Genomic DNA, 20,317 nt, shown 5'->3' on the forward strand with positions numbered 1-20,317 from the left:
GCGTTTTTGGACCGATGCAGCTTCTTCTTCAGAACATCACCCACCACTATGGCGGCACGACCGTCCTCGATGACATCTCGCTTACGGTGGATGACGGCGAAATCGTCTGCATTGTCGGCCCCTCGGGCTGCGGCAAGTCCACGCTTTTGCGCATTGCCGGCGGACTGGAAAAGCCCGATCAGGGTCAGGCGCTTCTTGCCGGACCTGAGCCGGATGGCTCGCTCAACCCCCTCACCTACATCTTTCAGGATTTCGCCCTGCTTCCCTGGCGCAGCGTGGAAGGCAATGTGAGCCTGGTTCTGGAAGATCACGGCATCGCGGCAGCCGAGCGCAGGGCGATCATCGCCGATGTGCTTGCCCGCACCAATCTTTCCGATTTCGCCAAGGCGCTCCCGCGCCAGCTCTCCGGCGGCATGAAGCAGCGCGTGGCCATTGCCCGCGCGCTCGCCGTCAAGCCGGCCATCATGCTGATGGACGAACCGCTCTCCGCACTCGACAGCCAGACCCGCGAACTCCTGATGGACGATCTGGTTGCGCTGTGGACCCGCGAGCGGTTTTCCGCCTGCTACGTGACGCACAATCTCAACGAGGCCGTGCGCCTTGGCCGCCGCATCATCGTGCTTTCCCGCCGCCCCGGCCGCATCCGCGACGTGGTGGAGATCGACATGCCCCTTGCCGAGCGCGCCGACCGGCTGGCCGAGCTGGAAACCCTGCAGCGCCGCGTCTGGGAAATCATGCGCGAGGAAGCCCGCGAAGCCGACAGGGAGATTTCCGATGTCGCATGACGCCACGCACGAACAGCCCGCCACCGATGCGGCAACAGCCAATGAGAGCGGCCAGCGCCCGGTTCCCTTCCGTGGCGGCGGCTTCGTTCACCGTTCGCTCGGTCCCGTCGCCCCGCTCGTTTTCCTCGCCATTCTGGCGGTCTGGGAGCTGGGCTCGCGTTCGGGCTTCATCAGCCCCATTGCGCTGCCAGCCCCGTCAGAGGCGTTTGGCGCGCTTGTCGATCTTTTCCAGACCGGCATGCTCTGGAAGCATCTCGGCGCGAGCCTCTACCGTCTTGTCGTCGGCTGGACGCTGGGCAGTCTTCTGGGCATCGCCGTCGGCCTGTTCATCGGCCTGTTCTCGCTTGCCCGCGCCGGGCTTCTGCCGCTCGTCTCGGCCCTGTTCCCGGTGCCGAAGATCGCGCTCCTGCCGCTCTTCATCATCTGGTTCGGCATCGGCGAAGGCTCCAAGGTGGCTACGATCCTGTTCGGCACCTTCTTCCCGACCGTGATCGCCACCTATGGCGGCGTCGACAATGTGGACCGCAATCTGATTCGCATGGGCCAGTCCTTCGGCATGTCGTGGCTATCCATCGTGCGCAAGATCATCCTGCCAGGCGCAATGCCGGCCATCCTGTCCGGCTTCCGCATCTCCGCCTCCATCGCCATCGTGCTTCTGGTCGCCGCCGAGATGATCGGCGCGGAATTCGGCGTCGGGGCCTATATCCTCATGGCCGGCGCGCTTTTCGCGCTGGATCAGCTCATTGCGGGCGTGGCGCTCCTGTCGCTCATCGGCCTCATCATTGCGTGGCTGATCGGCAAGCTGGAGAAGCGTCTGCTTTCGTGGAGAACATGAGCCTTTTTGCCGCTTGTGAAAAAACTCTTCGCAAATCGACAGAAGGGCGCTTGCCAGCAAAAAATCTCGTGCTATAAACCACGCGCTTCCGGCGGAAACCAACACCGCCTCGCCTTGTAGAAATATCTGCACCGGCACCGTGAAGCAGGGTTTGCCCAGATAGCTCAGTTGGTAGAGCAGCGGATTGAAAATCCGCGTGTCCGTGGTTCGAATCCGCGTCTGGGCACCACTCCCCTTCAGCGTCTCCGATCACATCAAGTCAACGCACACTTCTCGCGCAGAAGCCGACCGTCAGCTCTGAAACACCTCAGTCTTCTGATGAATTCGGAATGAGGCTGAGCTTTCCATGCATGACATACCGTTCGGCGATCACATGCTCTGCAAGCCGCTTAACATCGTCCGGCAGCCCCTTGAGGATGCTGATTTCAAGGCATCGGTCATGGTCGAGATGCACATGCATGCTCGCGACCGAGAGTTCGTGGGCATGATGAAACGCGTTGGTCAGCCGCTTCGCCAGATCCCGCGCCTCATGGTCATAGACATAGCTCAGAACGCCGATGCAGCTTTTCTGCGACCCCGTTTTCAAAAGGGTCTGCTGCATGCCCTGCCGTGTCAGGTCGCGAATCGCCTCCGAGCGATTCTGATAACCGCGCTCACGCACAACCTGATCGAGCTCATCCATCAGGTCGTCATCCAGCGTAACGGTTATGCGTCGCATTGCTCGCCCTCAATCACGGTAAAGCCGCCATGCCGGAAAAGGCTGACGGGCGGAAGATAATCACAGGTCGAGAATGCGGCCTGCGATGCGGCGAAGCAAGGGCCTGTCATGGCTGATAACAAGCATCCCAAGCCCGTTTTTCTGCGCATGCGCTAGCAGGGCCATCCAGATCTGCGCCTGCGTGAGGGGATCGAGCGGTGCGGATATCTCATCGGCAACGAGATAGCGCGTGCCAGGCGCAAGCGCGCGCAGCACGGCGACCCGCTGCAGCTCCCCGCCGGAGATTTCATGCGGATAGCGGTCATACCACGCCTCTGAGACGCCGAAGGCGCGCAGCATGGCTTCGTCAGGACGCCAGGCCTCGCTGATGACCCTGCCGACAGTCCAGCGCGGATCAACCGAGAAGGCCGGCGACTGAGAAAGATACTGAACCGGATTGAACCCGCGCGCATGCGGCTCACCGTCGATGATGACCCGCCCGGACAACGGCCGGTAGTGACCTGAAAGAATGCGCCCCAGTGTCGATTTGCCGACCCCGGACCTGCCCGTGAGGCCGACCACCTCGCCGGGGCGAACCGCAAGGCTCACATGATCGAGCACGCGCCCTGCCACGCCGTAGGAGAAACAGACATCCCTTGCTTCAAGCATGTTGCGCCACCTGAAAGCCGTTCTGTGGCAGGGCCTGCCACAGGGCGCGGGCGTATGCGCTGCGCAAGCCCTCTCCCGCGCCATCAAACGCGCAGGCCGCTTCCTCGCCCTCCATCCTTCCATTGCGGATGAGACATACCCGGTCGGCATAGGGCAACGCGGCAGCCAGCGAATGCGTTATCAGAAGCACGCCCTTCTCCTGATACGCCAGCCCCCGCAGTTTCGACAGCACGATTTCGGCGTTCTCGTCATCCAGCCCGCTGGTCGGCTCATCGGCGATGAGCAGATCCGCGTCGCCAACCGTCGCGATGGCCATCATCATGCGGCGCGCCATGCCGCCGGAAAGCTGGTGAGGAAAGGCTTTTGCCGCATCTCCATCCAGCCCGAAAGCCTGAAGATGGAGCGCAAGCGTCTCCCTGTCGGTGGGCCGCCCTGCCCGCCGCGCCGCCCAGCGCAACTGCTTCGCGCACCGCGCCAGCGGCTCCAGATGGCTGATGGATTGCGGCACGAGCGCCATGCGCCGGCCACGCAATGCGGGGAGAGTGCGCTCGTCCACCGGCTGACCGTCCAGACGAATGCTCCCATGCATGCGGGCATTGGGCGGAAGAATGCCGAAGGCCGCATGTGCGATCAGGCTTTTGCCGCTGCCGGACGCACCGACAAGCGCCACCACCTCCCCGCGCCCGATGGTGAAGGCAATGTCGTTGAGAACCGGTGTCCCGCAGGAGGCGAGAAGCCCATGATAGCGCCGAAACGACAGGCCGAAGCCGCTGAAGGAAAGAAGCGTCATGTCTGCGCCGTTCTCGGGTCGAAGATCAGCCGCAACCCGTTGCCCACCGCATCGAAGCACAGAACGAACAGGAGCAGGCACAGCCCCGGAAACAGGCCAAGCCACCATTTTCCGGCAGTCAGATAGCGCATGGAATCGGCCAGCATCACACCGATGGCCGGCGAGGTCGGCTCAAGGCCGAAGCCTAGAAAGGTCAGGCTTGCCTCATGCAGGATCGCATGGGGAACCATCAGGACGAACCCCACCAGCATCTGCGGCACCAGCTGCGGCAGAACATGGCCGACTGCGATGGCCGCCCACGACTTTCCGAAATGGCGGGCCGAAATGATGTAATCCGCCTGCTTTATCTGCATGACCTCCGCACGCAGGATGCGCGCCAGACGCGGCCAGTGCGTCAGCGCCAGGGCGAGCGTCACCGCGAAAGGTCCGCCGCCCAGCGCAAAGCAGATCAGGATCAGCAGCACCAGATGCGGAAGGCCGATCGTGGCGTCGATTGCAAGCGACACCAGCGCATCCATCCAGCGGCCGGACGCGGCTGAAACCAGAACCATCACAACCGCGATGAGAACGGAACAGGCCGATGCGAACAGCCCGACCCAGAGGCTGGTCGTCAGCGCCTTGGCGGTGCGCGCAAACATGTCGCGTCCCATCTGGTCCGTACCGAACCAGTGGGCCCAGTCCGGCGGGACAAGGCGTGCCGTAAAGTCCGGCGCGACGCCCGCACTTCCAGCCATGAGCGCTGCCACCGGGATCAACAGGATCAAAAGCAGGCACACCGCAGCGGCGGCGAATGAGCGAACACGGTTGTCCATGCGCGGAAGAATCAGCGGTTCAAGGCTCTGCCGCTCACCGAGCTCAGCCATGATCGCCTCCCGTCAAAAGGTCGCCATCGCGAATGCGCGGGTCGACGAGGCGGTACAGCATGTCCGCAATCATGTTACCTACGGAAACGAACAGCGTCAGGCAAAGCGTGATCGCCAGAAGCAGCGGCACGTCTCCCTTGATGCCGGCGGCAACCGTCGCCTGCCCGAGCCCTGGATAGGAGAACACCTGCTCCGCCAGAATGGAGCCGCCAAACAACTCTCCCAGCGAGGCAAACAGAATGGTCACGGCGGGAAGCGCGGCATTGCGCAGCCCGTGCCTCAGAACGATGTCCAGCTTCGTCGCGCCCTGTGCGCGGGCATAGAGCGCGGCATCGAGGTTGAGGATCTCGATCATCTTGGCGCGCGTGTGCAGCGCCACCTGCGAAACGCCGAAAACTGTCAGCGCCGCCAGCGGCAGGGCGAGGTGGCGCAGCCGGTCTGAGAAGGTGACGTCCTCCGGCACGACACCGATTGGCCCCGCGCAACACACCGGCGCCCATCCAAGAAAGACAGCAAAGGCGAGCAGCAGAAGGATCGCGATCCAGAAGGTCGGCGCGCAGGAAAGAACATAGGCATAGACGCGGATCACCCGGTCGATCCACGACCCGGAATTCGCGCCGGCCACGACACCCAGCGCAAAACCCAGAATGCCGGACAGAAGCCACGCCAGCCCGACGAGCGGAAGCGAGGTCCAGAAGCGGCTGGCGATCACCTCCGAAACCGGGGCGTTGTAGATCATCGAATAGCCGAGATCGCCCCGGAGGATGTTCTGCGCCCATCGAACGAACTGCGTCAGCGGGGCCTCGTTCAGGCCCCACCGCTCCGCAATCAGCGCCTTCTGCTCCGGCCCGACCCGCGCAATGTCATCGCCGAGATAGGCGTTGACCGGGTCGATGGGAGAGATTTTCGCCAGCGAAAACGCCACTGCCGCGACCAGCAGCAGGACGACGGCAAGCCGCCCCAGCCTGTAGGCCAGCCCGACAGCGAGAGATTGCGCTAACGGCCTAGTCACACGTCCAGGCCCACTGATCGATCATGGTTGTGATCGGCCAGCCATGCCCGTGTGGCTCAATCTGCGTCTTGCCGATATCGAGGCACTCATTCGTGAAATAGATGTGGTCCAGATTGACGAGCCACGCCCAGCCGGCAAGGCCGCGCGCCGAAAACCCGGTCTCGCCATCCCACTCCGCCGCCTGCCAGTGGGGATAGGAGGCCTCCAGCGTCGCCGCCTGCTGGGCGGCGGCCAGATGCGCGTCCACGACCGTGTCGGAAAAATAGCCCGGATTGTAGAAACCCACACCACCCCAGTCGGAATTGTAGAGGCTGTAGACTTCCAGCGGGCTGTGGCTGCCCCATCCCAGCATCACCGGTTCCTGATGGGCGAAACGCTCGATCTGCTCCCAGGACGCGCCGGTGGGCTGCGCGTTGATTCCGAGCGCTTTGAGCTGCTCGGCCACCACGACGGTCAGCGCCTGACGCACCGCATCGGACGCCGGGTAATAGATCTTGAAACCCGCCTTCACGCCATCCTTCGCGCGAAAGCCGTCATCGCCCACCAGCCAGCCGGCCGCATCCAGCATCGCCCGCGCTTCGTCGGGAGCGTATGTCACGGCGGCATCGGCGTTCGACCACGGCATGCCATCGGCCGGTCCGGCTGCGGGCCTGCCGAAACCATTCAGCACCACCTCGACGAGCTGCTCACGATCCACACCGAGATTGATCGCCCGGCGAATGGCGGGATCGGAGGTCACCGCATTGCCCACGGCCTCTCCCTGTGCATTCACCTCGCCCGGCGCCTGCATCGGGAAGGTCAGTCCGCGATTGTCAACGGACATCACCTGGAGGCGCTTGAAGCCGTCGATCATGTCATCGGCCATGAGGGCGGGAACAGACACCATGTCCACCTGACCGGCGCGCGCTGCGGCAAGCCCGGCATCCTCTCCGGTGAAGACGAATGTCAGCCGCTCGAACGGCGATTTCGGGCCGTAATAGTCGGGATTGGCTTCAACGATGAGCTGTTCGCCCTCGGTCCACGAAACCAGCCTGTAGGGACCGGACCCGACCGGGTTGCGGGCATAGCCCTGCCCGTAACTGTCCGACGGGACGATGCCCAGCGAATAGAAGTTTTCCGAGAACGTCACCCAGGGGCGCTTCAGTTCGATCCTGACGGTCAGATCGTCAACCGCCTCGGCCTTTTCCATCACCGTCAGGTCAAGTGCGCCGCCAGCCGAAGCAGCCTCATTGAACGTGAACGCGACGTCTTCCGCCGTGAGCGGCGTGCCGTCGGAAAAGACCACGCCCGCACGCAGGGTCACGGTCCAGACCAGCCGGTCGTCGGACAGTTTCCATTCGGTCGCCAGATCAGGGACCGTGTTCAGATCCGCATCGCGGCGCAAGAGGGTCGACTGGAACAGCGGATGGCCATAACGGCCCCAGCCAAGAAGCGGGTCGTAGCCCGTGTCCGGCTCGCCGCCGATTGCCAGAACAAGATCATTCTTGGCGAATGCCGGAGCGCCGGCAATCAGGGAGCTTGTTGAAAAGAATAAAAGACCGGCCCAGCCCGCGAAACTGCGATTCATCTACAAATGCCCCTCAAATCAATTTCATGCCGGCCTGCAAGCTACCAACAGAAAGTATGACGTCAATAGAAAAACATCATACTTTCTGAATTCGCTTCACGGCGCGTTTTGTTCAGATTTTCATCCATTCCGAGAATTCAGAAAAACGGCTCAAAACGCGCGTAAAAATCAGAAAATCGGCAGAGAAATCGGGAATTTTTCTGACTTTTCCGGAATTTCCAATGCAGGTTCATTTCTCAGAAAATCAATTAATCATCACGCCAGACCGGTGCTGTCTTCCCCCTTCTTTCTCGGGTCGATGCCGGCCTGCATGAGTGTCTTTTCAAGAAGCAGATCATAGATCGGCCGCCCGCCAATCCACTGCGCCACCATATTGGCCGTCACGCAGGTGGCGATCAGCGGCATCACCATCGTGTAAGAGCCGGTCAGCTCCAGCGTCAGCGCCACGCCGACGACAGGCGCCCGCACGGAGGCGGAGAACAGCCCGCCCATGGCGGCGATGCCGAAGGCCAGCGGAACCATCGCGTCATGCGGCACGGCGAATGTCATGACCTCACCAAAGGCGAGACCGACACACATGGAAAGCGCCAGCATGGGAGCGAAGATGCCGCCCGGCGTTCCCGCCGAATAGCTGGTCACCATGGTCACGAAACGCAGCACCGCCAGCATCAGCAGGATTTTCAGACCTGCACCGTCTGCCGCCAGCGACTTGATGACACTGTCGCCGCCGGTCACCGCCATCGGCATCACAATGAACAGCGCGCCAATGGCCAGCCCCACGATTGCGGGAAAGAGATAGGATGCGCGGGCATTGACGCGCGCTGCAAACGCGCTGGTCCATAACAGGCCTGCATTGAGCGTGACGCCCAGGACGCCGAGCAGACAGCCGAGCAAAACGAAGGCAGGCAGCATCCAGACCGCCGGGCTATCGACCAGCATGGACAGGTCCGGCGCGGTGCCGCCGATGATCTGCGTCATGACAGTGGCCAGGAAGGCCGCGACGATCACGCCCATATAGGTGCGGAACGTGTAGGGAAACTGCCGGCGCGTCTCTTCCACGATGAAGAGAACAGCCGCGAGAGGCGCGTCGAACGCGCATGCAAGACCTGCCGCGGCACCTGCGCCCAGCATGCCCCGCCGTTCGATCTCGCTGACCTTGAAGAAATCCGTTATGGCCGCCGAGAACGATGCGCCGATATGGATCGTCGGACCCTCGCGGCCAAGCACCAGTCCAGAGCCGACCGCAGCAATGCCGGCGAAGAACTTGACCGGCAGAACCCGACGCCAGCGCACGACCCGCAGGCCCTGCATCGCCCCCTCGATTTCCTGCACGCCACTGCCGCCCGCCTCGGGCGCATAGCGGCGCACGACATAAACCGCCAGCAGCGTGATGCACATGGTTATGAGCGCAGCCGCGACCACGAGCGACGCGCCGTCCACATATGCCGAAAGCAGATGAGGCCAGGTCTGCAGCCTGTCGATCATCAGGTGGAACACGGAGCCGACCGCGCCTGTCAGGATGCCTGTCAGGCTTGCCAGAGCGATGTAGCGCATCTGCGCGCCCCGGTGTCCCGGCCGGTCCAGTGTTGCGATTGGGTTATCCATGGCTGCGACTTTGACTCATGTGACTTTTGGCGGCGTTGTTCATCGACGGTTGGAGATGCTGTGTCGTTCCACTCATGTCAGGATTGCGATCCAGATGAGTGCAAGGGCGATACACAGGATCGAGACCGGAATGCCCGCCCGGCAGAATTCCCGCATGCTGATCTTGATGCCAGCAGCGGCTGCGCGCTCCACGACGATAATACCGGCGAGGCTTCCAAACACGATCAGGTTGCTCGAAAAGCCGGTGCCAAGCGCCAGCGCCGCGCCGAGGGCATCCGATTCTCCCGAATGCGGAATGAACGGCACCAGAAGCATGACGGCCGGATTGTTGCCAACCACATTGCTCAGGCCCGTTATGACCAGAAAGAGGGTCGCCGGATCGGAGAAGTCGATGCCGGCTGCCTGCAATTCGTGAATGACCTTTTCCGGCAGCCCCGTCGCCGTCAAAGCGGCGTTCACGACGAACAGCCCGGTGAGGAGCAGCATCAGATTGCCGTCCACGGTTCCCAGAACATCCTTCGACGCGACACGACGATTGACGAGCATGACCGCTGCCGCCGACATCGCCACCATTTCGCGCGGCCAGTCAGTGAAGACGAAAGCCGCGATGATGGCGACGGTGATCACCGCTGCCTTCAGCGTTTCGAGGCGGTCGAGCGGCGGGTTCTCGACGGGGGCTGCGGTAGGGGTAGCGGGGCCGGCGGACACCGTGTCCAGCGTCCAGCGATTGCGGTAAAGCCACGAGACGGTCGCCCACACAACCGGCAGGGAGATGAGCGCAGGCACGAGCGCGATCTTCATGAAGCCCGTGAAGGAAAGGTTCAGCGTCTGAGCCGCGATCATGTTCTGCGGGCTGCCGAGGATCGTGGCGACGGACCCGGTGTTGACGGCAAAGCAGAAGCCCAGAAGAAACGGGATCGGATTGAGCCCGCGCGACAGCGTGATCGCGACCAGAAGCGGCGTCATGGCCACCACGACCACATCCTTGGTGAGAACCGAGGAAAGCGCGCCGCCCGTGACGATCAGAATGGCCAGCAGGGCTGGCGGCGACACCTGCATCGAAGCGACCTTTGCCGCCACCCAGGGGTAGAAGCCCGAAACCGTATAGGCCCCCGACACGATCATCAGACCGAACAGAAGCCCCAGCGTCTGGTAGTCGATGGCCGCCCACGCCGCCTCCGGCGAAATCCGTCCGAAACCGATCATGGCGAGCGCGCCAATCACCGCCGCACCTGTGCGATCGACGCGAAAGCCCGGAAGATAGCCGAGCATGAGCGCCAGATAGACCAGCAGGAAGATGATGACGGTGATATCCACGTTTTCCCCCTGTGGCCCGCCGACGGAAACAAGCCATGGCAGGCAAAAGGACTTGCAGTTTTGAAACAGGACGATGGCCTGACAATCCATCAACCGTCAGGCCATCAACCATCAGGCCATCTCGCCTGATGCTTCGTTGCTGGCGCGGTGCGCCAGACAGGTTTTCTCTACTTCGCCGGTGCGTCCGCCGCCTTGCCGACCAGATGCTCGCGCACACGCTTGTGCGGATGCGGGGCCAGAAGCTTCTTTGGCACGATGAAGAGATAGAGCGTCAGAACATAAGGGGCCGTGAAAGACGGCAGCCCGAGCGGCGACATGAGCACATCATAGGCCCCCTGCAGGAAGACCGTCACAATCGTCGCCATAAGCGCATAGGCAATGACCTTCGGCGATGTCTTGAGGAACACCACGCCGATCGCCATGGCGGTGAGCACCGCACTGAAACCAAAGAGCCCCTGGCTGACCGATGACGGGTCTGCCCGCAGGACAATGGCGGCGATCATGGCAATCAGAGAGCCAAGCACTGCCGCGATGCCCGCAGGCCGCGAGGCGATGAGAATACCGACGAGGATGATGACGCCGCTGATCTCGTTGCCAAGCAGGAAGACCTGACCGATGTTCCGGAAGAAGATCTGAACAAGCTCGACCGAAGACGGGATCATCTCCGCGCCCTGCACATAGTCGGAGACCAGTTTTGGCTGTTCGCTTGCAATGTCGAGCGCACCGAACGCATAGGCGCCCGCCAAGAGCAGCCAGCCCGTCAGAACAAACGGCCCCGTCGATCCGGGAATGCCCCAGCTCTTGGTGATGGTCGCGCCCATGGCGGCGGTCACGACCGTGCTCATGGCCGCCCCGACAATCACATAGAACCAGAGTTCCGGCGATGCGGTGATAAAGGTCGGCATGGCGATGCCGATGAGGATGCCGTTAAAGCCAAACAGGCCGGACGTGATGGAGGCTTCGTCGCACTCAAGCAGCCTTGCCGTGAGTGTTGCCACCACCAGACCGACAAGCGCGCCGATGGTCGTCGCCCAGTCTCCGCCCGCGAAGCTCGCATAGGCAATCGCCACCAGAAACAACAGACCCGTCAGCGCGTTCTCCATGAAGAACACCTGCCCTGCGCCACGCAGGCACTGAAATAAAAAGCCTTGCCGATTTTCGTCCACAGCAGCCCCCTCACGGATTGATTAGCGCCAAAGGAACTCTTCGGGCAGTGTCCGCCCGCGAGCCTCTTCCCGTACGACTTTCCAGAAACGCCTGACCTCGCGGCGCACATCGTAGCTTTCGATGCCGACGGCGCGCAGCATCAGCCCCGCCCCGTTGGGCAGCGCGGAAACGCCGGAGATTGCGCGCGGATTCTCATCCGGCCAGTTCGTGTCCATGCGCGCCCTGATGCGCTCGGCCGTTTCGGGCGGCGTCAGGCACATGATGTTTGCAAACGCGTCGAAGCCGCGCATCACGGCGGCGAAGTCGCCGGTGCTGTTGCCCTTTTCGATCAGCACCTTCTCGGTGAAGAGCTTGCGCCCGTCCGGGCGGCGCACATTGACCGACATGGAGAGGAGATCGAGGCCGAAACGCTCGCTTGCATGGTGATGCTTGCGGCCGGTCATCATCATCTCGCCATAGATCACCGTGGCGCTCTCATCGACGATCAGGTCCGTGTCGTTGATGAAGCGGGAATCCCGGTAGGGAATGGTGACGTCCGGCAGATATTCCAGATACGCGTCCGCGCCGACGACAACCTCCTGATGCTGCGAGGCATAGTTGGCGTCCATCTGGTGAATGCGGTTCGCGCCCTGCGAGGTGACCTGCGCGCAGGCCCCCTCACCGACCGAAATGTCGATCGTGTAGCGGTCGCCCTGCAGGATGCCGCCGCCGACCGAGATGATCGCGCATATCGGCAATTCCGGCATGGCCTCATCCCAGTAGAGCGCCTGCTGCACGAGCAGCGGGGCCACGCGGTAGAGGTCCGAGAGGACCGACCGGTCGCCGCGCCTGGTGAACCCCAGACGCAGCTCCCCGATCTTTCCCGGGCCGGCAGCACGCATCTGCGCAGGTTCGGTCTTGAAGCCACTGAGCTCCCGATAATCGTCGAGCCTTCGCAGGCGTTCGTGCAATGCCATGGCGTTACGCTACCGTGTCTTCAGCCTTGGCTGCCGGCTTCACGTCGAACAGCGCCATATCCATGATGAGCTGCATCAGCTCGTCGACGCCTTCACCGGTCTTGCAGTTGGTGAAGACAAACGGCTTCTTGCCGCGCATGAGCTTGGAATCGCGGTCCATCACGCCAAGGTCCGCGCCCACATGGGGAGCCAGGTCCGTCTTGTTGATGACCAGAATGTCGGACTGGCAGACACCGGCGCCATTCTTGCGCGGGATCTTGTCGCCTGCGGCCACGTCGATGACGTAGATGTAGAAGTCGGCAAGCGCCGGGCTGAAGGTCAGCGTCAGGTTGTCACCGCCCGACTCGATCAGGATCACGTCGCTGTCGGGATACTTCTCTTCCATCTCCTCGACGGCGGCGATGTTCATCGAGGGGTCTTCGCGCACCGCGGTGTGCGGGCACGCGCCGGTTTCAACACCGACGATCTTTTCCTCGACGAGGATGCCTTTGAGCGTGCGGCGAACCTGCTTCGCATCTTCGGTCGTCACGACGTCGTTGGTGATGATCAGCGGCTTCACGCCGAGATCAAGCAAACGCGGCGTGATGGTCTCGATCACGGCCGTCTTGCCGGAGCCAACCGGACCGCCAATGCCAATGCGTGTGATTTTCTTCATTTTGCCAATCCTGCTTCAGCCAGCCGCTCAGTTCATGAACAGCCGGACATGTGTTGTCGTGTGATGCGCCACCAGAACGTCGAAGACGGGCGCGAAGCTGGACATCTCTTCCAGATCCAGGCCGCAGACGCTCGCATATTCGTCCTCGACGCTTTCCTGCGCCGCAAAGAGAATGCGCTGGGTATCGAGGTGGTCGATCCGCATGAGGCGCACTGCCGCGCTCATGATCATCGCGGCGACGCCATATTGATGAACGACGAAAGCCTGCTTCTCGTCCGCGCCGAGCTGCGCAAAAGCCATGGCCTGACCGATCGGGAAACAGCCGGGCGTTTCGCCTGCCTTGATCCCGGCCAGCCAGCGCTCGAGATGCGGAAACGCACTGATCTTCAGCGACAGTTCGGCAAGCTTGCGGCCCATGCGGGCGAGCATGAGCTGCTGCTCTTCGCCGACGCGCCGGTTCCACAATGCCTGGTCTGCCGCCAGAACGCCGTCATAGTCACCCGCGGTGATGGCCCGGTGCGCGTGCAGCAGGGCGATCCCGTCCATGTGGGCCGCCTGCCGCAGAACAACCTCGACGAAGCGCTGGAGGCTGTCAGCATCGGTGACAACCTCGGTCTGCAGCGCCGATTCCAGGCCATTCGAAAACGCGAACGAACCAACCGGAAGCGTCGAGTCGGAGAATTGCAGCAGCCGCGACAAAAGCAGCATGTCATTCTTCGGGCGTTTCGCCCCCTTCTTTCGATCCGCCATCGGCCTTCAGTGTTCGTGCACGTGGTGGTGGTGATGGTGCGGCGTTGCGTCGGCGCCGGCAAACAGCATGCGCACTTCGCTTGCGTCCAGTTTGGCGGCGATTTCCTCGCCCGGCGCAAAATGGCTTTTCACGCCTTCGATGGCGTGGGTCTTCATCACCGAAGCCATGACCTTCTGGTCGACGGAGAGCGGCACGTAGACCGTGCTTCCCTTGATCACGGCAGGCCAGTGCTGGTTGCCGAGCGCATGGCCAAGCTGGAAGCAGATGTTCAGGATTTCCTGCGGCGTGCGGCTCTCGAGGCTCTCAAGCTCGATCACCATCACTTCCTTGAGCGCGATGCGGGCCACGACGATGAGGTTCTTCGCCTCGTCATGGTGGAGGATGTCGCCATTGTGCAGGTGCTGCGAACGCGGCAGCGAAATCGCGATCTCGACACCGCCTTCGCTCATCTTGCGCAGACGGCTTTTGGGGGCTTCCCACTGTTCAAGCGCCAGATAATCCACCTGCAGGTCTTTGGCCTTCTCCTGCCAGACCGGATCGTTCAGGTTTCCAAGAGCATTTTCGACAAGAATCATTTTCTATCCCTGGATGCTGTAGCGGTTGCGCCAAAATTCGTCCGCCATGCCCGCGAAACCGCCGGGCTGCGGCGGAAACTGCATCGGCGTTTCTCCGAAACAGACTTCTGTGAAGGGTATTGAGACGCCCGCGCAGAAAAGCCGAAGCTCCTGCGCGGGCGTCATGTCTCTTAGCTGAAGAAGTGGAGCTGGTTCAGCGGCAGGCTGGTTGCCGGCTCAATGGTTGCATGCTTGCCATTGACGGTGACCGCGAAGGTTTCGGGGTTCACCTCGATCACCGGCAGCGCGCTGTTGCGAACCATCGAGTCCTTGCTGATCGTGCGCGTTCCGTGGACCGGAATCACGTGCGACTTGAGCTCGTAATGGTCGACAATGCCGTCTTCGTAAGCCGCCTGCGACGTGAAGGTGACGCGCGTCTTCGGCAGCGCCGAACCGAACGAACCATACATCGGACGGTAGCGAACCGGCTGCGGCGTCGGCAGCGATGCGTTCGGATCGCCCATCAGCGCCCAGGAGACGAAACCGCCCTTGATGACCATCTTCGGCTTCGCGCCGAAGAATGCCGGCTCCCAGAGAACCAGATCGGCCATCTTGCCCACTTCAATCGAGCCCACCACATGGCTGACGCCCTGTGCGATGGCCGGGTTGATGGTGACCTTGGAGACAAAGCGCAGCACGCGCTGATTGTCGTTGCCGGACGTGTCGCCTTCGTAGGCTCCCATGCGCTTCTTCATGAGATCTGCGGTCTGGATCGCGCGGACCCAGTTTTCGCCGACACGGCCCATGGCCTGGCTGTCACTCGACAGGATGGAGATCGCACCGAGATCGTGCAGCACGTTCTCTGCGGCGATGGTTTCCGGGCGAACACGGCTCTCCGCGAACGAAACGTCGGTCGGGATCTTCGGGCTGAGGTTGTGGCAGATCATTGTCATGTCGAACAATTCTGCCTGCGAGTTGATGCCGTAGGGCAGCGTCGGGTTGGTCGAGCTCGGAATGACGTTCGACTGCCCGGCAACGCGGATGATGTCCGGCGCGTGACCGCCACCCGCACCTTCCGTGTGGTAGGTGTGGATCGTGCGGCCCTCGAAAGCGGCGATCGTGTTTTCCACGAAGCCGGCTTCGTTCAGCGTATCGGTGTGGATGCAAACCTGGATGTCGAAATCGTCTGCGACACCGAGCGCGGTGCGGATCGCTTCCGGCGTGCTGCCCCAGTCCTCATGGATCTTGAGGCCCATGACGCCGGCGCGCAGCTGCTCTTCCATCGGCAGACGGGTCGAGCAGTTGCCCTTGCCCAGAACGCCTGCGTTGACCGGCCAGCCGTCGAACGAGCGGAGCATCATCTCCACGTTCCACGTGCCGGGCGTGATGGTCGTGCCATTGGTGCCGTCGGTGGGGCCGATGCCGCCGCCAAACAGCGAAGTCACGCCATTGCTGAGCGCGGCCTCGGCCTGCTGCGGGGAGATGAAGTGCACGTGCGCATCGATGCCGCCGGCCGTGAGGATCAGGTGCTCGCCGGAGATTGCATCGGTGCCCGGTCCAAGCGCGAGACCGGCCGTGACGCCCGACATGATCGCCGGGTTGCCGGCCTTGCCGATGGCGCAGACCAGACCGTTCTTGATGCCGACATCGGCCTTGATAACGCCCTGCACCGCGTCAACGATGGTGACGTTGGTGATGACGAGGTCGGGCGCGCCGGCGGCGCTGGTCAGCTCATTGTCGAAGCCCATGCCGTCGCGCAGCGTCTTGCCGCCGCCATAGACGGCCTCTTCACCGTAGACGCGCAGGTCTTCCTCGATCTCGATGTAGAGATCGGTATCACCGAGGCGGATCTTGTCGCCGGTCGTCGGTCCGTAAAGGTCGGAATACTGCTGCCTGGAAATCTTTGCCATTTCATAAGTCCTGTAAAACGAGATTGCGCCCGGGCGATTATTTTTCCGTCTTGAAGCCGTACCGCTCGACGCGCTCCATGGCATCGGCGAGACGCGGACGGGAATCGTCGTAGCTCTCGTCGCCGACCCAGCCATTGACGAGGCCGTTGAAGCCGATGGCGCGCTGCTTGCCCTGATACGGGACCAGCGTGACTTCCTTTTCATCGCCCGGCTCGAAGCGCAGGGCTGTCGTGGCAGGGATGTTCAGGCGTTTTCCGAAGGCCTGCTCGCGGTCGAATTCCAGAGCGGCGTTCACTTCGAAGAAATGAAAGTGGGAACCAACCTGGATCGGACGGTCGCCCGTGTTGCGCACCTTCAGGTCCGTGGTCGGGTAGCCGGCATTGATTTCAATGTCGCCTTCGCCAAGCACCAGTCCGCCGACTGGCGTTTTTTTCTGTTCGGTCATTTAAGAAGCTCCCTTCGCGGCACGCACTACTGGATAGGATCGTGGATCGTCACAAGCCGGCTACCATCGGTGAACACGGCTTCCACCTGCACGAAAGGAATCATCTCGACGACGCCTTCCATCACATCGTCGCGGGTGATCTCCTTGCGGGCGATCTCCATCACTTCCTCGACGGTCTTGCCGGCGCGCGCGCCGTTGAGAGCGGCCACGGAAATGAGCGAAACGGTCTCGGGGTGATTGAGCTTCAGCCCCTGATCCTTCCGCTGCTGAGCGACCTGCGCAAGCGTGTAAATCAGAAGCTTGTCGATCTCTCTTGGTGTAAAGTGCATGTACTTCTTCCCTGTCAGAATGGATAAACTTGCACGTCGCGCAGGTCGGTGGGGCACCGACATGCAGACAATCCCTGCCAGCCGCAGATCCAGAAAAAGCGCAACGCCTCCGGATCAGAGCTGTTTGACGACGATTTAGCGACACACCTCCCAAATGCTTTTATCGCTCAAAGCAGACAAAACAGCCCGCTTGATTGTAAAAACACCCAAGGCGAACGTCGCGCCGCCACGTAAAAGCCACCCTCCTTCAAAAACCCTCTAATACCTGCCATGGAATACAAAATGCATACAAGCGTTTTTCATTTTTTTATTGATTAACCAGAGGTTAACGCAGAAAAACGCCATACATATACTAAAACGCTTGCACTCCGTTGAAATACAACTTGGCGGCGTGCACGCCAATGAACGCAAATCCGAACGAAACGACGATCGTGATGAAGACGTAGTAGAAGGCGGCAAGGCTTTCGCCCTTGTCGATCAACTGGATCGTATCAAGCGAGAACGAGGAGAATGTCGTGAAGCCGCCCAGAACGCCGGTAACGACAAGGGCCCGCCACTCTGCAGAACTGACGGCGGCGCGCGATATGATCTCGACAGCAACACCGATCACGAAAGAACCGATGATGTTCACGATCATCGTGCCCCAGGGAAAAGCATCGCCCCAGATGCGGTTGGCGAGAAGCCCGACAGACCAGCGCCCAACCGAGCCAACGGCTCCGCCGAAAGCGACAAGAAGCGCGAGAGAAAAGTAATTCATCGACCCAGCAAGCCCCACTGAAATCCATTGCCTATGTAAACCATTAATACACCGGACTCACACGCGCAATGAATTCATGTGGAATTTTGAATATACTTGATCACCTAAATAAAACTTGAAAATATACAATTAAACAACCATTTAATATAAACCGATATATGTCGACTGGTCTATTCTCAAAAACTGGTATCCATACGTATTGACAGCGTCGCATTCCAAAAAGCGTAAGCGACTCACACACTCCACCCGCCCCTCCAGGCCGTCGAAAAGGCGCCCAAGGATGCGCAAACCGACTTCGGGGCCATGTCCGGCCAGCGAATTCCTGCAAATTCTGACGAATACTGACCAAATCTTACAGGTATCGCCGCTTTTTAGCCGCTTCACGAGAAATGACGGTTTTCACCGGCCCTGCCTTCTTGCACCGGCCCAAAGCTTGCGTCATCAAAGGTCATGCTCGACCTCAAGACGCTGCTGCTGCTGGAATTCTGCACGACGACACTCCAGGCAATCGCCTGGGTTCTCGTGTGGATGTCCTGGCGTCATCTCTATGAGCTGAAAGTCATCGCCGCCGGCTTCGTGGCCATCGCGCTCGGCCTGCTTCTCCTGCTTCAGCGCGGTCAGGAGGCTTCGGCGCTGCGCATCGTGCTCGACAACATGATGATCAAGATCGGGCTGGTTCTGCTTGCCGATGGCATGGCCCGGTTTCTCGGCCAGCCAAGATGCCTGAGGATCGGCGTTTTTTGCCTGGCCGCGCATCTCGTTTTCTGGGTCACGGCGGTCGCGCTTGCGCCCGAGCGCCTCGAACTGCGCATTCATGCCTCCACGGCTTTCACCGTCGTCATGATGGGGGTCATGATCAAGACCCTCTACATGGACCGCACCCAGCCGCCCTTCCTGCGCTGGATCACCATCGCTTTGCTGGGGGAATATGTCGGCGCAAGCCTCCTGCAGAGTTTCCTGCTCTACTGGTACCCGGACACTTTCGCCCATGGCGCGCTGCTGAGCGATGTGAACGCCTGGTACTTTTTCCAGGGCCATCTGTTCATTGTCGGCTTTTTCATCTGCCTTCTGTTCATGGTCGGCATGCGCCTTTCAAACGACCTGCGCGACAGGAACTCGGCGCTCGCCCGTGAGGTTGCCGAACGGCGGCGGCTTGAAGGCGAACTTTCCGCGAGCCTTGATGCGGAAAAGGCCGCGCGCGAAGAGCAGCGACAGCTCATTCGCATGGTGAGCCACGAATTCCGCACCCCGCTGGCCGGCATCCGCTATGCCAGCGAGATGCTCGAGATGATGCTCAAGCGCCGCTCGGAGGCCGTCACCAAGCGCCTCAGGAGCATTGATGACGCCGTCTCCCGGATGACCATGCTCATCGACCGGTTTTTGTCGACCGAACGACAGGTCGAGGGCGTGCTCAAGGTCGAGCAGCTGGACATCGGCGAACTGACACAGGACATCCAGCGGCATTTCGATCAGGTTGGTCTTGGCGACCGACTGCACTTCACGACCGTCGAGGCGGTTTCCGATTACTGGGCGGATGTCGAGATGCTGCGCACCGTAATCGTCAACCTGATCGACAACGCGCTCAAATATTCAGCCGATGACAAACCGGTCGAGATCGCCATTTCCGCGCGCAACAAACTTCTCATCATGGAGGTGTCCGATCGCGGCATCGGCATTCCCGAAGGAGCGCTCAGCCATGTGGGACGACGCTTCTTTCGCGCCCCAAACACGGGGAAGACGGCGGGCAACGGTCTTGGCCTTCACACATGCCGGCAATTGCTTGGCTACCACCGGGGCGCGGTGAACCTGAAAGCGCGCAGCGGCGGCGGCACCGTCGCAACCGTCATGCTGCCGATGCCCGGCCTGGTGCCGATGAACGATACGGAGCGGTGGGAGGAGAAAACCGCATGAGCCGGATACTGATCGTCGAAGATGAAGACGCCCTCAGGGGCGACCTGATCGACTACATGCACTTGCAGGGGTTTGACGCAGCCGGCGTTGGAACGGCCGGTGAGCTGAAAAAAGCCCTTGAAGTGCAGGCGCGGCCCGACGTTGTGATCCTCGACATAACCCTGCCGGACGGCGACGGCTTCCATCTGGCGGAGATGATCCGGGCAAGGCTCGATTGCGGCATCATCATGCTGACTGCGCATGGCGACACGGAAAGCCGGGTGCGCGGCTTTGACAGCGGCGCGGATATCTATCTCGTCAAGCACAGCAGCCTGCGCGAGATCACCGCAGCGGTTCACAGCCTGCTGCGCCGCCTGCCCCAGAACCAGGCACATGACGGGCAGACAGGAACCTGGGTGCTCGATACGGTGAGCTGGACCCTGCTTTCTCCCGATGGCAGTTCGGTAAAGCTCACCGCGACCGAGAATTCCTTCATCGGCGCACTGATCGAGAATTCCGGTACGCCACGCTCCCGCGAGGAACTGGCCCGGATCCTCTCCCGGCGGCAGACCCAGTTCGACAACCGCCATCTCGACGCGGTGGTGAGCCGCTTACGACGCAAGATCCTCGACCAGACCGACATCGACCCGCCGATAAAATCCGTCTACGGCGTCGGCTATTCCTTCAGCGCAGCCGGAAAGATCGGGAGCCTCCAGCCCGGCGAAGCGCGCGGCTAGCATTCAGACAAAAGAGTTTCGACGTG

At 61.4% G+C, this 20,317-nt stretch carries 21 protein-coding genes and 1 tRNA gene; 5 read left to right on the forward strand and 17 right to left on the reverse strand.

Annotation, left to right across the window (positions count from 1 at the left end; translation table 11 throughout):
- Nucleotides 1–14 precede the first annotated feature (14 nt).
- The 3 genes from NDI72_RS08005 to NDI72_RS08015 all read left to right on the forward strand — a co-directional run bounded on the left by NDI72_RS08005 (nucleotide 15) and on the right by NDI72_RS08015 (nucleotide 1,849).
- The gene (locus NDI72_RS08005; protein WP_206554755.1) at nucleotides 15–785 is read left to right on the forward strand and encodes an ABC transporter ATP-binding protein; all 771 of its coding nucleotides are present in this window, start codon (nucleotides 15–17) and stop codon (nucleotides 783–785) included.
- A complete protein-coding gene (locus NDI72_RS08010; RefSeq protein ID WP_206546971.1) occupies nucleotides 775–1,620 on the forward strand; it encodes an ABC transporter permease in 846 nt (281 codons plus the stop codon). Before NDI72_RS08005 ends, NDI72_RS08010 begins: the two co-directional genes overlap by 11 nt.
- Nucleotides 1,621–1,773: 153 nt before the next feature.
- Nucleotides 1,774–1,849, forward strand: a tRNA-Phe gene (locus tag NDI72_RS08015).
- Nucleotides 1,850–1,927: 78 nt separating this feature from the next.
- Here NDI72_RS08015 and nikR read toward each other — a convergent pair.
- From nikR to crcB, 17 genes are all read right to left on the reverse strand, one after another.
- The gene (nikR, locus tag NDI72_RS08020; RefSeq protein WP_283800157.1) at nucleotides 1,928–2,338 is read right to left on the reverse strand and encodes a nickel-responsive transcriptional regulator NikR; all 411 of its coding nucleotides are present in this window, start codon (nucleotides 2,336–2,338) and stop codon (nucleotides 1,928–1,930) included.
- Between the two features lie 60 nt (nucleotides 2,339–2,398).
- Nucleotides 2,399–2,986 carry an ABC transporter ATP-binding protein gene (locus tag NDI72_RS08025; protein WP_206544617.1) on the reverse strand — a complete coding sequence of 196 codons (588 nt, stop codon included), beginning with the start codon at nucleotides 2,984–2,986 and terminating at the stop codon, nucleotides 2,399–2,401.
- Nucleotides 2,979–3,776 (reverse strand): ATP-binding cassette domain-containing protein, encoded by a 798-nt coding sequence (locus tag NDI72_RS08030; protein WP_283800158.1) that lies wholly within the window; start codon nucleotides 3,774–3,776, stop codon nucleotides 2,979–2,981. The genes NDI72_RS08025 and NDI72_RS08030 overlap by 8 nt, the downstream gene beginning before the upstream one ends.
- Entirely contained in the window at nucleotides 3,773–4,639 is an 867-nt protein-coding gene (locus NDI72_RS08035) for an ABC transporter permease (protein WP_206554332.1), read from the reverse strand. Before NDI72_RS08035 ends, NDI72_RS08030 begins: the two co-directional genes overlap by 4 nt.
- Complete coding sequence (locus NDI72_RS08040; protein ID WP_224873272.1) at nucleotides 4,632–5,651, reverse strand: ABC transporter permease; 1,020 nt, start codon at nucleotides 5,649–5,651, stop codon at nucleotides 4,632–4,634. Before NDI72_RS08040 ends, NDI72_RS08035 begins: the two co-directional genes overlap by 8 nt.
- Nucleotides 5,644–7,218: an ABC transporter substrate-binding protein gene (locus NDI72_RS08045; RefSeq protein WP_283800159.1), complete on the reverse strand. Its 1,575-nt coding sequence runs from the start codon at nucleotides 7,216–7,218 to the stop codon at nucleotides 5,644–5,646. The genes NDI72_RS08040 and NDI72_RS08045 overlap by 8 nt, the downstream gene beginning before the upstream one ends.
- A gap of 255 nt (nucleotides 7,219–7,473) precedes the next feature.
- Nucleotides 7,474–8,823, reverse strand: coding sequence for a H(+)/Cl(-) exchange transporter ClcA (gene clcA / locus NDI72_RS08050; protein WP_283800160.1), 1,350 nt, complete (start codon nucleotides 8,821–8,823; stop codon nucleotides 7,474–7,476).
- Between the two features lie 72 nt (nucleotides 8,824–8,895).
- A complete protein-coding gene (locus NDI72_RS08055) occupies nucleotides 8,896–10,140 on the reverse strand; it encodes an ArsB/NhaD family transporter (RefSeq protein ID WP_283800161.1) in 1,245 nt (414 codons plus the stop codon).
- Between the two features lie 167 nt (nucleotides 10,141–10,307).
- Nucleotides 10,308–11,306, reverse strand: coding sequence for an urea transporter (gene yut, locus NDI72_RS08060; RefSeq protein ID WP_283800162.1), 999 nt, complete (start codon nucleotides 11,304–11,306; stop codon nucleotides 10,308–10,310).
- A gap of 21 nt (nucleotides 11,307–11,327) precedes the next feature.
- Entirely contained in the window at nucleotides 11,328–12,263 is a 936-nt protein-coding gene (locus tag NDI72_RS08065) for an urease accessory protein UreD (protein WP_283800163.1), read from the reverse strand.
- A 4-nt stretch (nucleotides 12,264–12,267) separates the two neighbouring features.
- Nucleotides 12,268–12,918, reverse strand: a complete 651-nt coding sequence (gene ureG, locus NDI72_RS08070) for an urease accessory protein UreG (RefSeq protein ID WP_113154174.1) — start codon at nucleotides 12,916–12,918, stop codon at nucleotides 12,268–12,270.
- 27 nt (nucleotides 12,919–12,945) lie between these two features.
- Entirely contained in the window at nucleotides 12,946–13,626 is a 681-nt protein-coding gene (locus NDI72_RS08075; RefSeq protein ID WP_283800164.1) for an urease accessory protein UreF, read from the reverse strand.
- Between the two features lie 48 nt (nucleotides 13,627–13,674).
- Nucleotides 13,675–14,244, reverse strand: a complete 570-nt coding sequence (locus NDI72_RS08080) for an urease accessory protein UreE (RefSeq protein ID WP_113154173.1) — start codon at nucleotides 14,242–14,244, stop codon at nucleotides 13,675–13,677.
- A 170-nt stretch (nucleotides 14,245–14,414) separates the two neighbouring features.
- On the reverse strand, nucleotides 14,415–16,133 hold the full coding sequence (locus NDI72_RS08085) for an urease subunit alpha (protein ID WP_113154172.1): 1,719 nt from the start codon (nucleotides 16,131–16,133) through the stop codon (nucleotides 14,415–14,417).
- A 37-nt stretch (nucleotides 16,134–16,170) separates the two neighbouring features.
- Nucleotides 16,171–16,578, reverse strand: coding sequence for an urease subunit beta (locus tag NDI72_RS08090; RefSeq protein WP_113154171.1), 408 nt, complete (start codon nucleotides 16,576–16,578; stop codon nucleotides 16,171–16,173).
- Nucleotides 16,579–16,604: 26 nt separating this feature from the next.
- Nucleotides 16,605–16,907, reverse strand: coding sequence for an urease subunit gamma (locus NDI72_RS08095; protein ID WP_113154170.1), 303 nt, complete (start codon nucleotides 16,905–16,907; stop codon nucleotides 16,605–16,607).
- 352 nt (nucleotides 16,908–17,259) lie between these two features.
- Nucleotides 17,260–17,664 (reverse strand): fluoride efflux transporter CrcB, encoded by a 405-nt coding sequence (gene crcB, locus NDI72_RS08100; protein WP_113154169.1) that lies wholly within the window; start codon nucleotides 17,662–17,664, stop codon nucleotides 17,260–17,262.
- Nucleotides 17,665–18,114: 450 nt separating this feature from the next.
- Here crcB and NDI72_RS08105 point away from each other — a divergent pair, with 450 nt between their 5' ends.
- Both NDI72_RS08105 and NDI72_RS08110 read left to right on the forward strand, forming a co-directional pair.
- Nucleotides 18,115–19,575 (forward strand): sensor histidine kinase, encoded by a 1,461-nt coding sequence (locus NDI72_RS08105; RefSeq protein ID WP_283800165.1) that lies wholly within the window; start codon nucleotides 18,115–18,117, stop codon nucleotides 19,573–19,575.
- Entirely contained in the window at nucleotides 19,572–20,291 is a 720-nt protein-coding gene (locus NDI72_RS08110; protein ID WP_206546962.1) for a response regulator transcription factor, read from the forward strand. The genes NDI72_RS08105 and NDI72_RS08110 overlap by 4 nt, the downstream gene beginning before the upstream one ends.
- The last annotated feature ends 26 nt before the right edge of the window (nucleotides 20,292–20,317 follow it).

The sequence above is a fragment of the Nitratireductor sp. GZWM139 genome (genome assembly GCF_030068685.1).
GTDB lineage: Bacteria > Pseudomonadota > Alphaproteobacteria > Rhizobiales > Rhizobiaceae > Nitratireductor > Nitratireductor aquimarinus.

Bases quoted from the DNA above. Each gene is read 5' to 3' on its own strand.
- NDI72_RS08065 (WP_283800163.1), bottom strand. From the start codon at position 12,263: ATGGCATTGCACGAACGCCTGCGAAGGCTCGACGATTATCGGGAGCTC.
- NDI72_RS08090 (WP_113154171.1), bottom strand. From the start codon at position 16,578: ATGACCGAACAGAAAAAAACGCCAGTCGGCGGACTGGTGCTTGGCGAA.
- NDI72_RS08010 (WP_206546971.1), top strand. From the start codon at position 775: ATGTCGCATGACGCCACGCACGAACAGCCCGCCACCGATGCGGCAACA.
- nikR (WP_283800157.1), bottom strand. From the start codon at position 2,338: ATGCGACGCATAACCGTTACGCTGGATGACGACCTGATGGATGAGCTC.
- NDI72_RS08025 (WP_206544617.1), bottom strand. From the start codon at position 2,986: ATGCTTGAAGCAAGGGATGTCTGTTTCTCCTACGGCGTGGCAGGGCGC.
- NDI72_RS08105 (WP_283800165.1), top strand. From the start codon at position 18,115: ATGCTCGACCTCAAGACGCTGCTGCTGCTGGAATTCTGCACGACGACA.
- ureG (WP_113154174.1), bottom strand. From the start codon at position 12,918: ATGAAGAAAATCACACGCATTGGCATTGGCGGTCCGGTTGGCTCCGGC.
- clcA (WP_283800160.1), bottom strand. From the start codon at position 8,823: ATGGATAACCCAATCGCAACACTGGACCGGCCGGGACACCGGGGCGCG.
- NDI72_RS08110 (WP_206546962.1), top strand. From the start codon at position 19,572: ATGAGCCGGATACTGATCGTCGAAGATGAAGACGCCCTCAGGGGCGAC.
- crcB (WP_113154169.1), bottom strand. From the start codon at position 17,664: ATGAATTACTTTTCTCTCGCGCTTCTTGTCGCTTTCGGCGGAGCCGTT.
- NDI72_RS08045 (WP_283800159.1), bottom strand. From the start codon at position 7,218: ATGAATCGCAGTTTCGCGGGCTGGGCCGGTCTTTTATTCTTTTCAACA.
- NDI72_RS08005 (WP_206554755.1), top strand. From the start codon at position 15: ATGCAGCTTCTTCTTCAGAACATCACCCACCACTATGGCGGCACGACC.
- NDI72_RS08030 (WP_283800158.1), bottom strand. From the start codon at position 3,776: ATGACGCTTCTTTCCTTCAGCGGCTTCGGCCTGTCGTTTCGGCGCTAT.
- NDI72_RS08035 (WP_206554332.1), bottom strand. From the start codon at position 4,639: ATGGCTGAGCTCGGTGAGCGGCAGAGCCTTGAACCGCTGATTCTTCCG.
- NDI72_RS08095 (WP_113154170.1), bottom strand. From the start codon at position 16,907: ATGCACTTTACACCAAGAGAGATCGACAAGCTTCTGATTTACACGCTT.
- NDI72_RS08080 (WP_113154173.1), bottom strand. From the start codon at position 14,244: ATGATTCTTGTCGAAAATGCTCTTGGAAACCTGAACGATCCGGTCTGG.
- NDI72_RS08075 (WP_283800164.1), bottom strand. From the start codon at position 13,626: ATGCTGCTTTTGTCGCGGCTGCTGCAATTCTCCGACTCGACGCTTCCG.
- NDI72_RS08085 (WP_113154172.1), bottom strand. From the start codon at position 16,133: ATGGCAAAGATTTCCAGGCAGCAGTATTCCGACCTTTACGGACCGACG.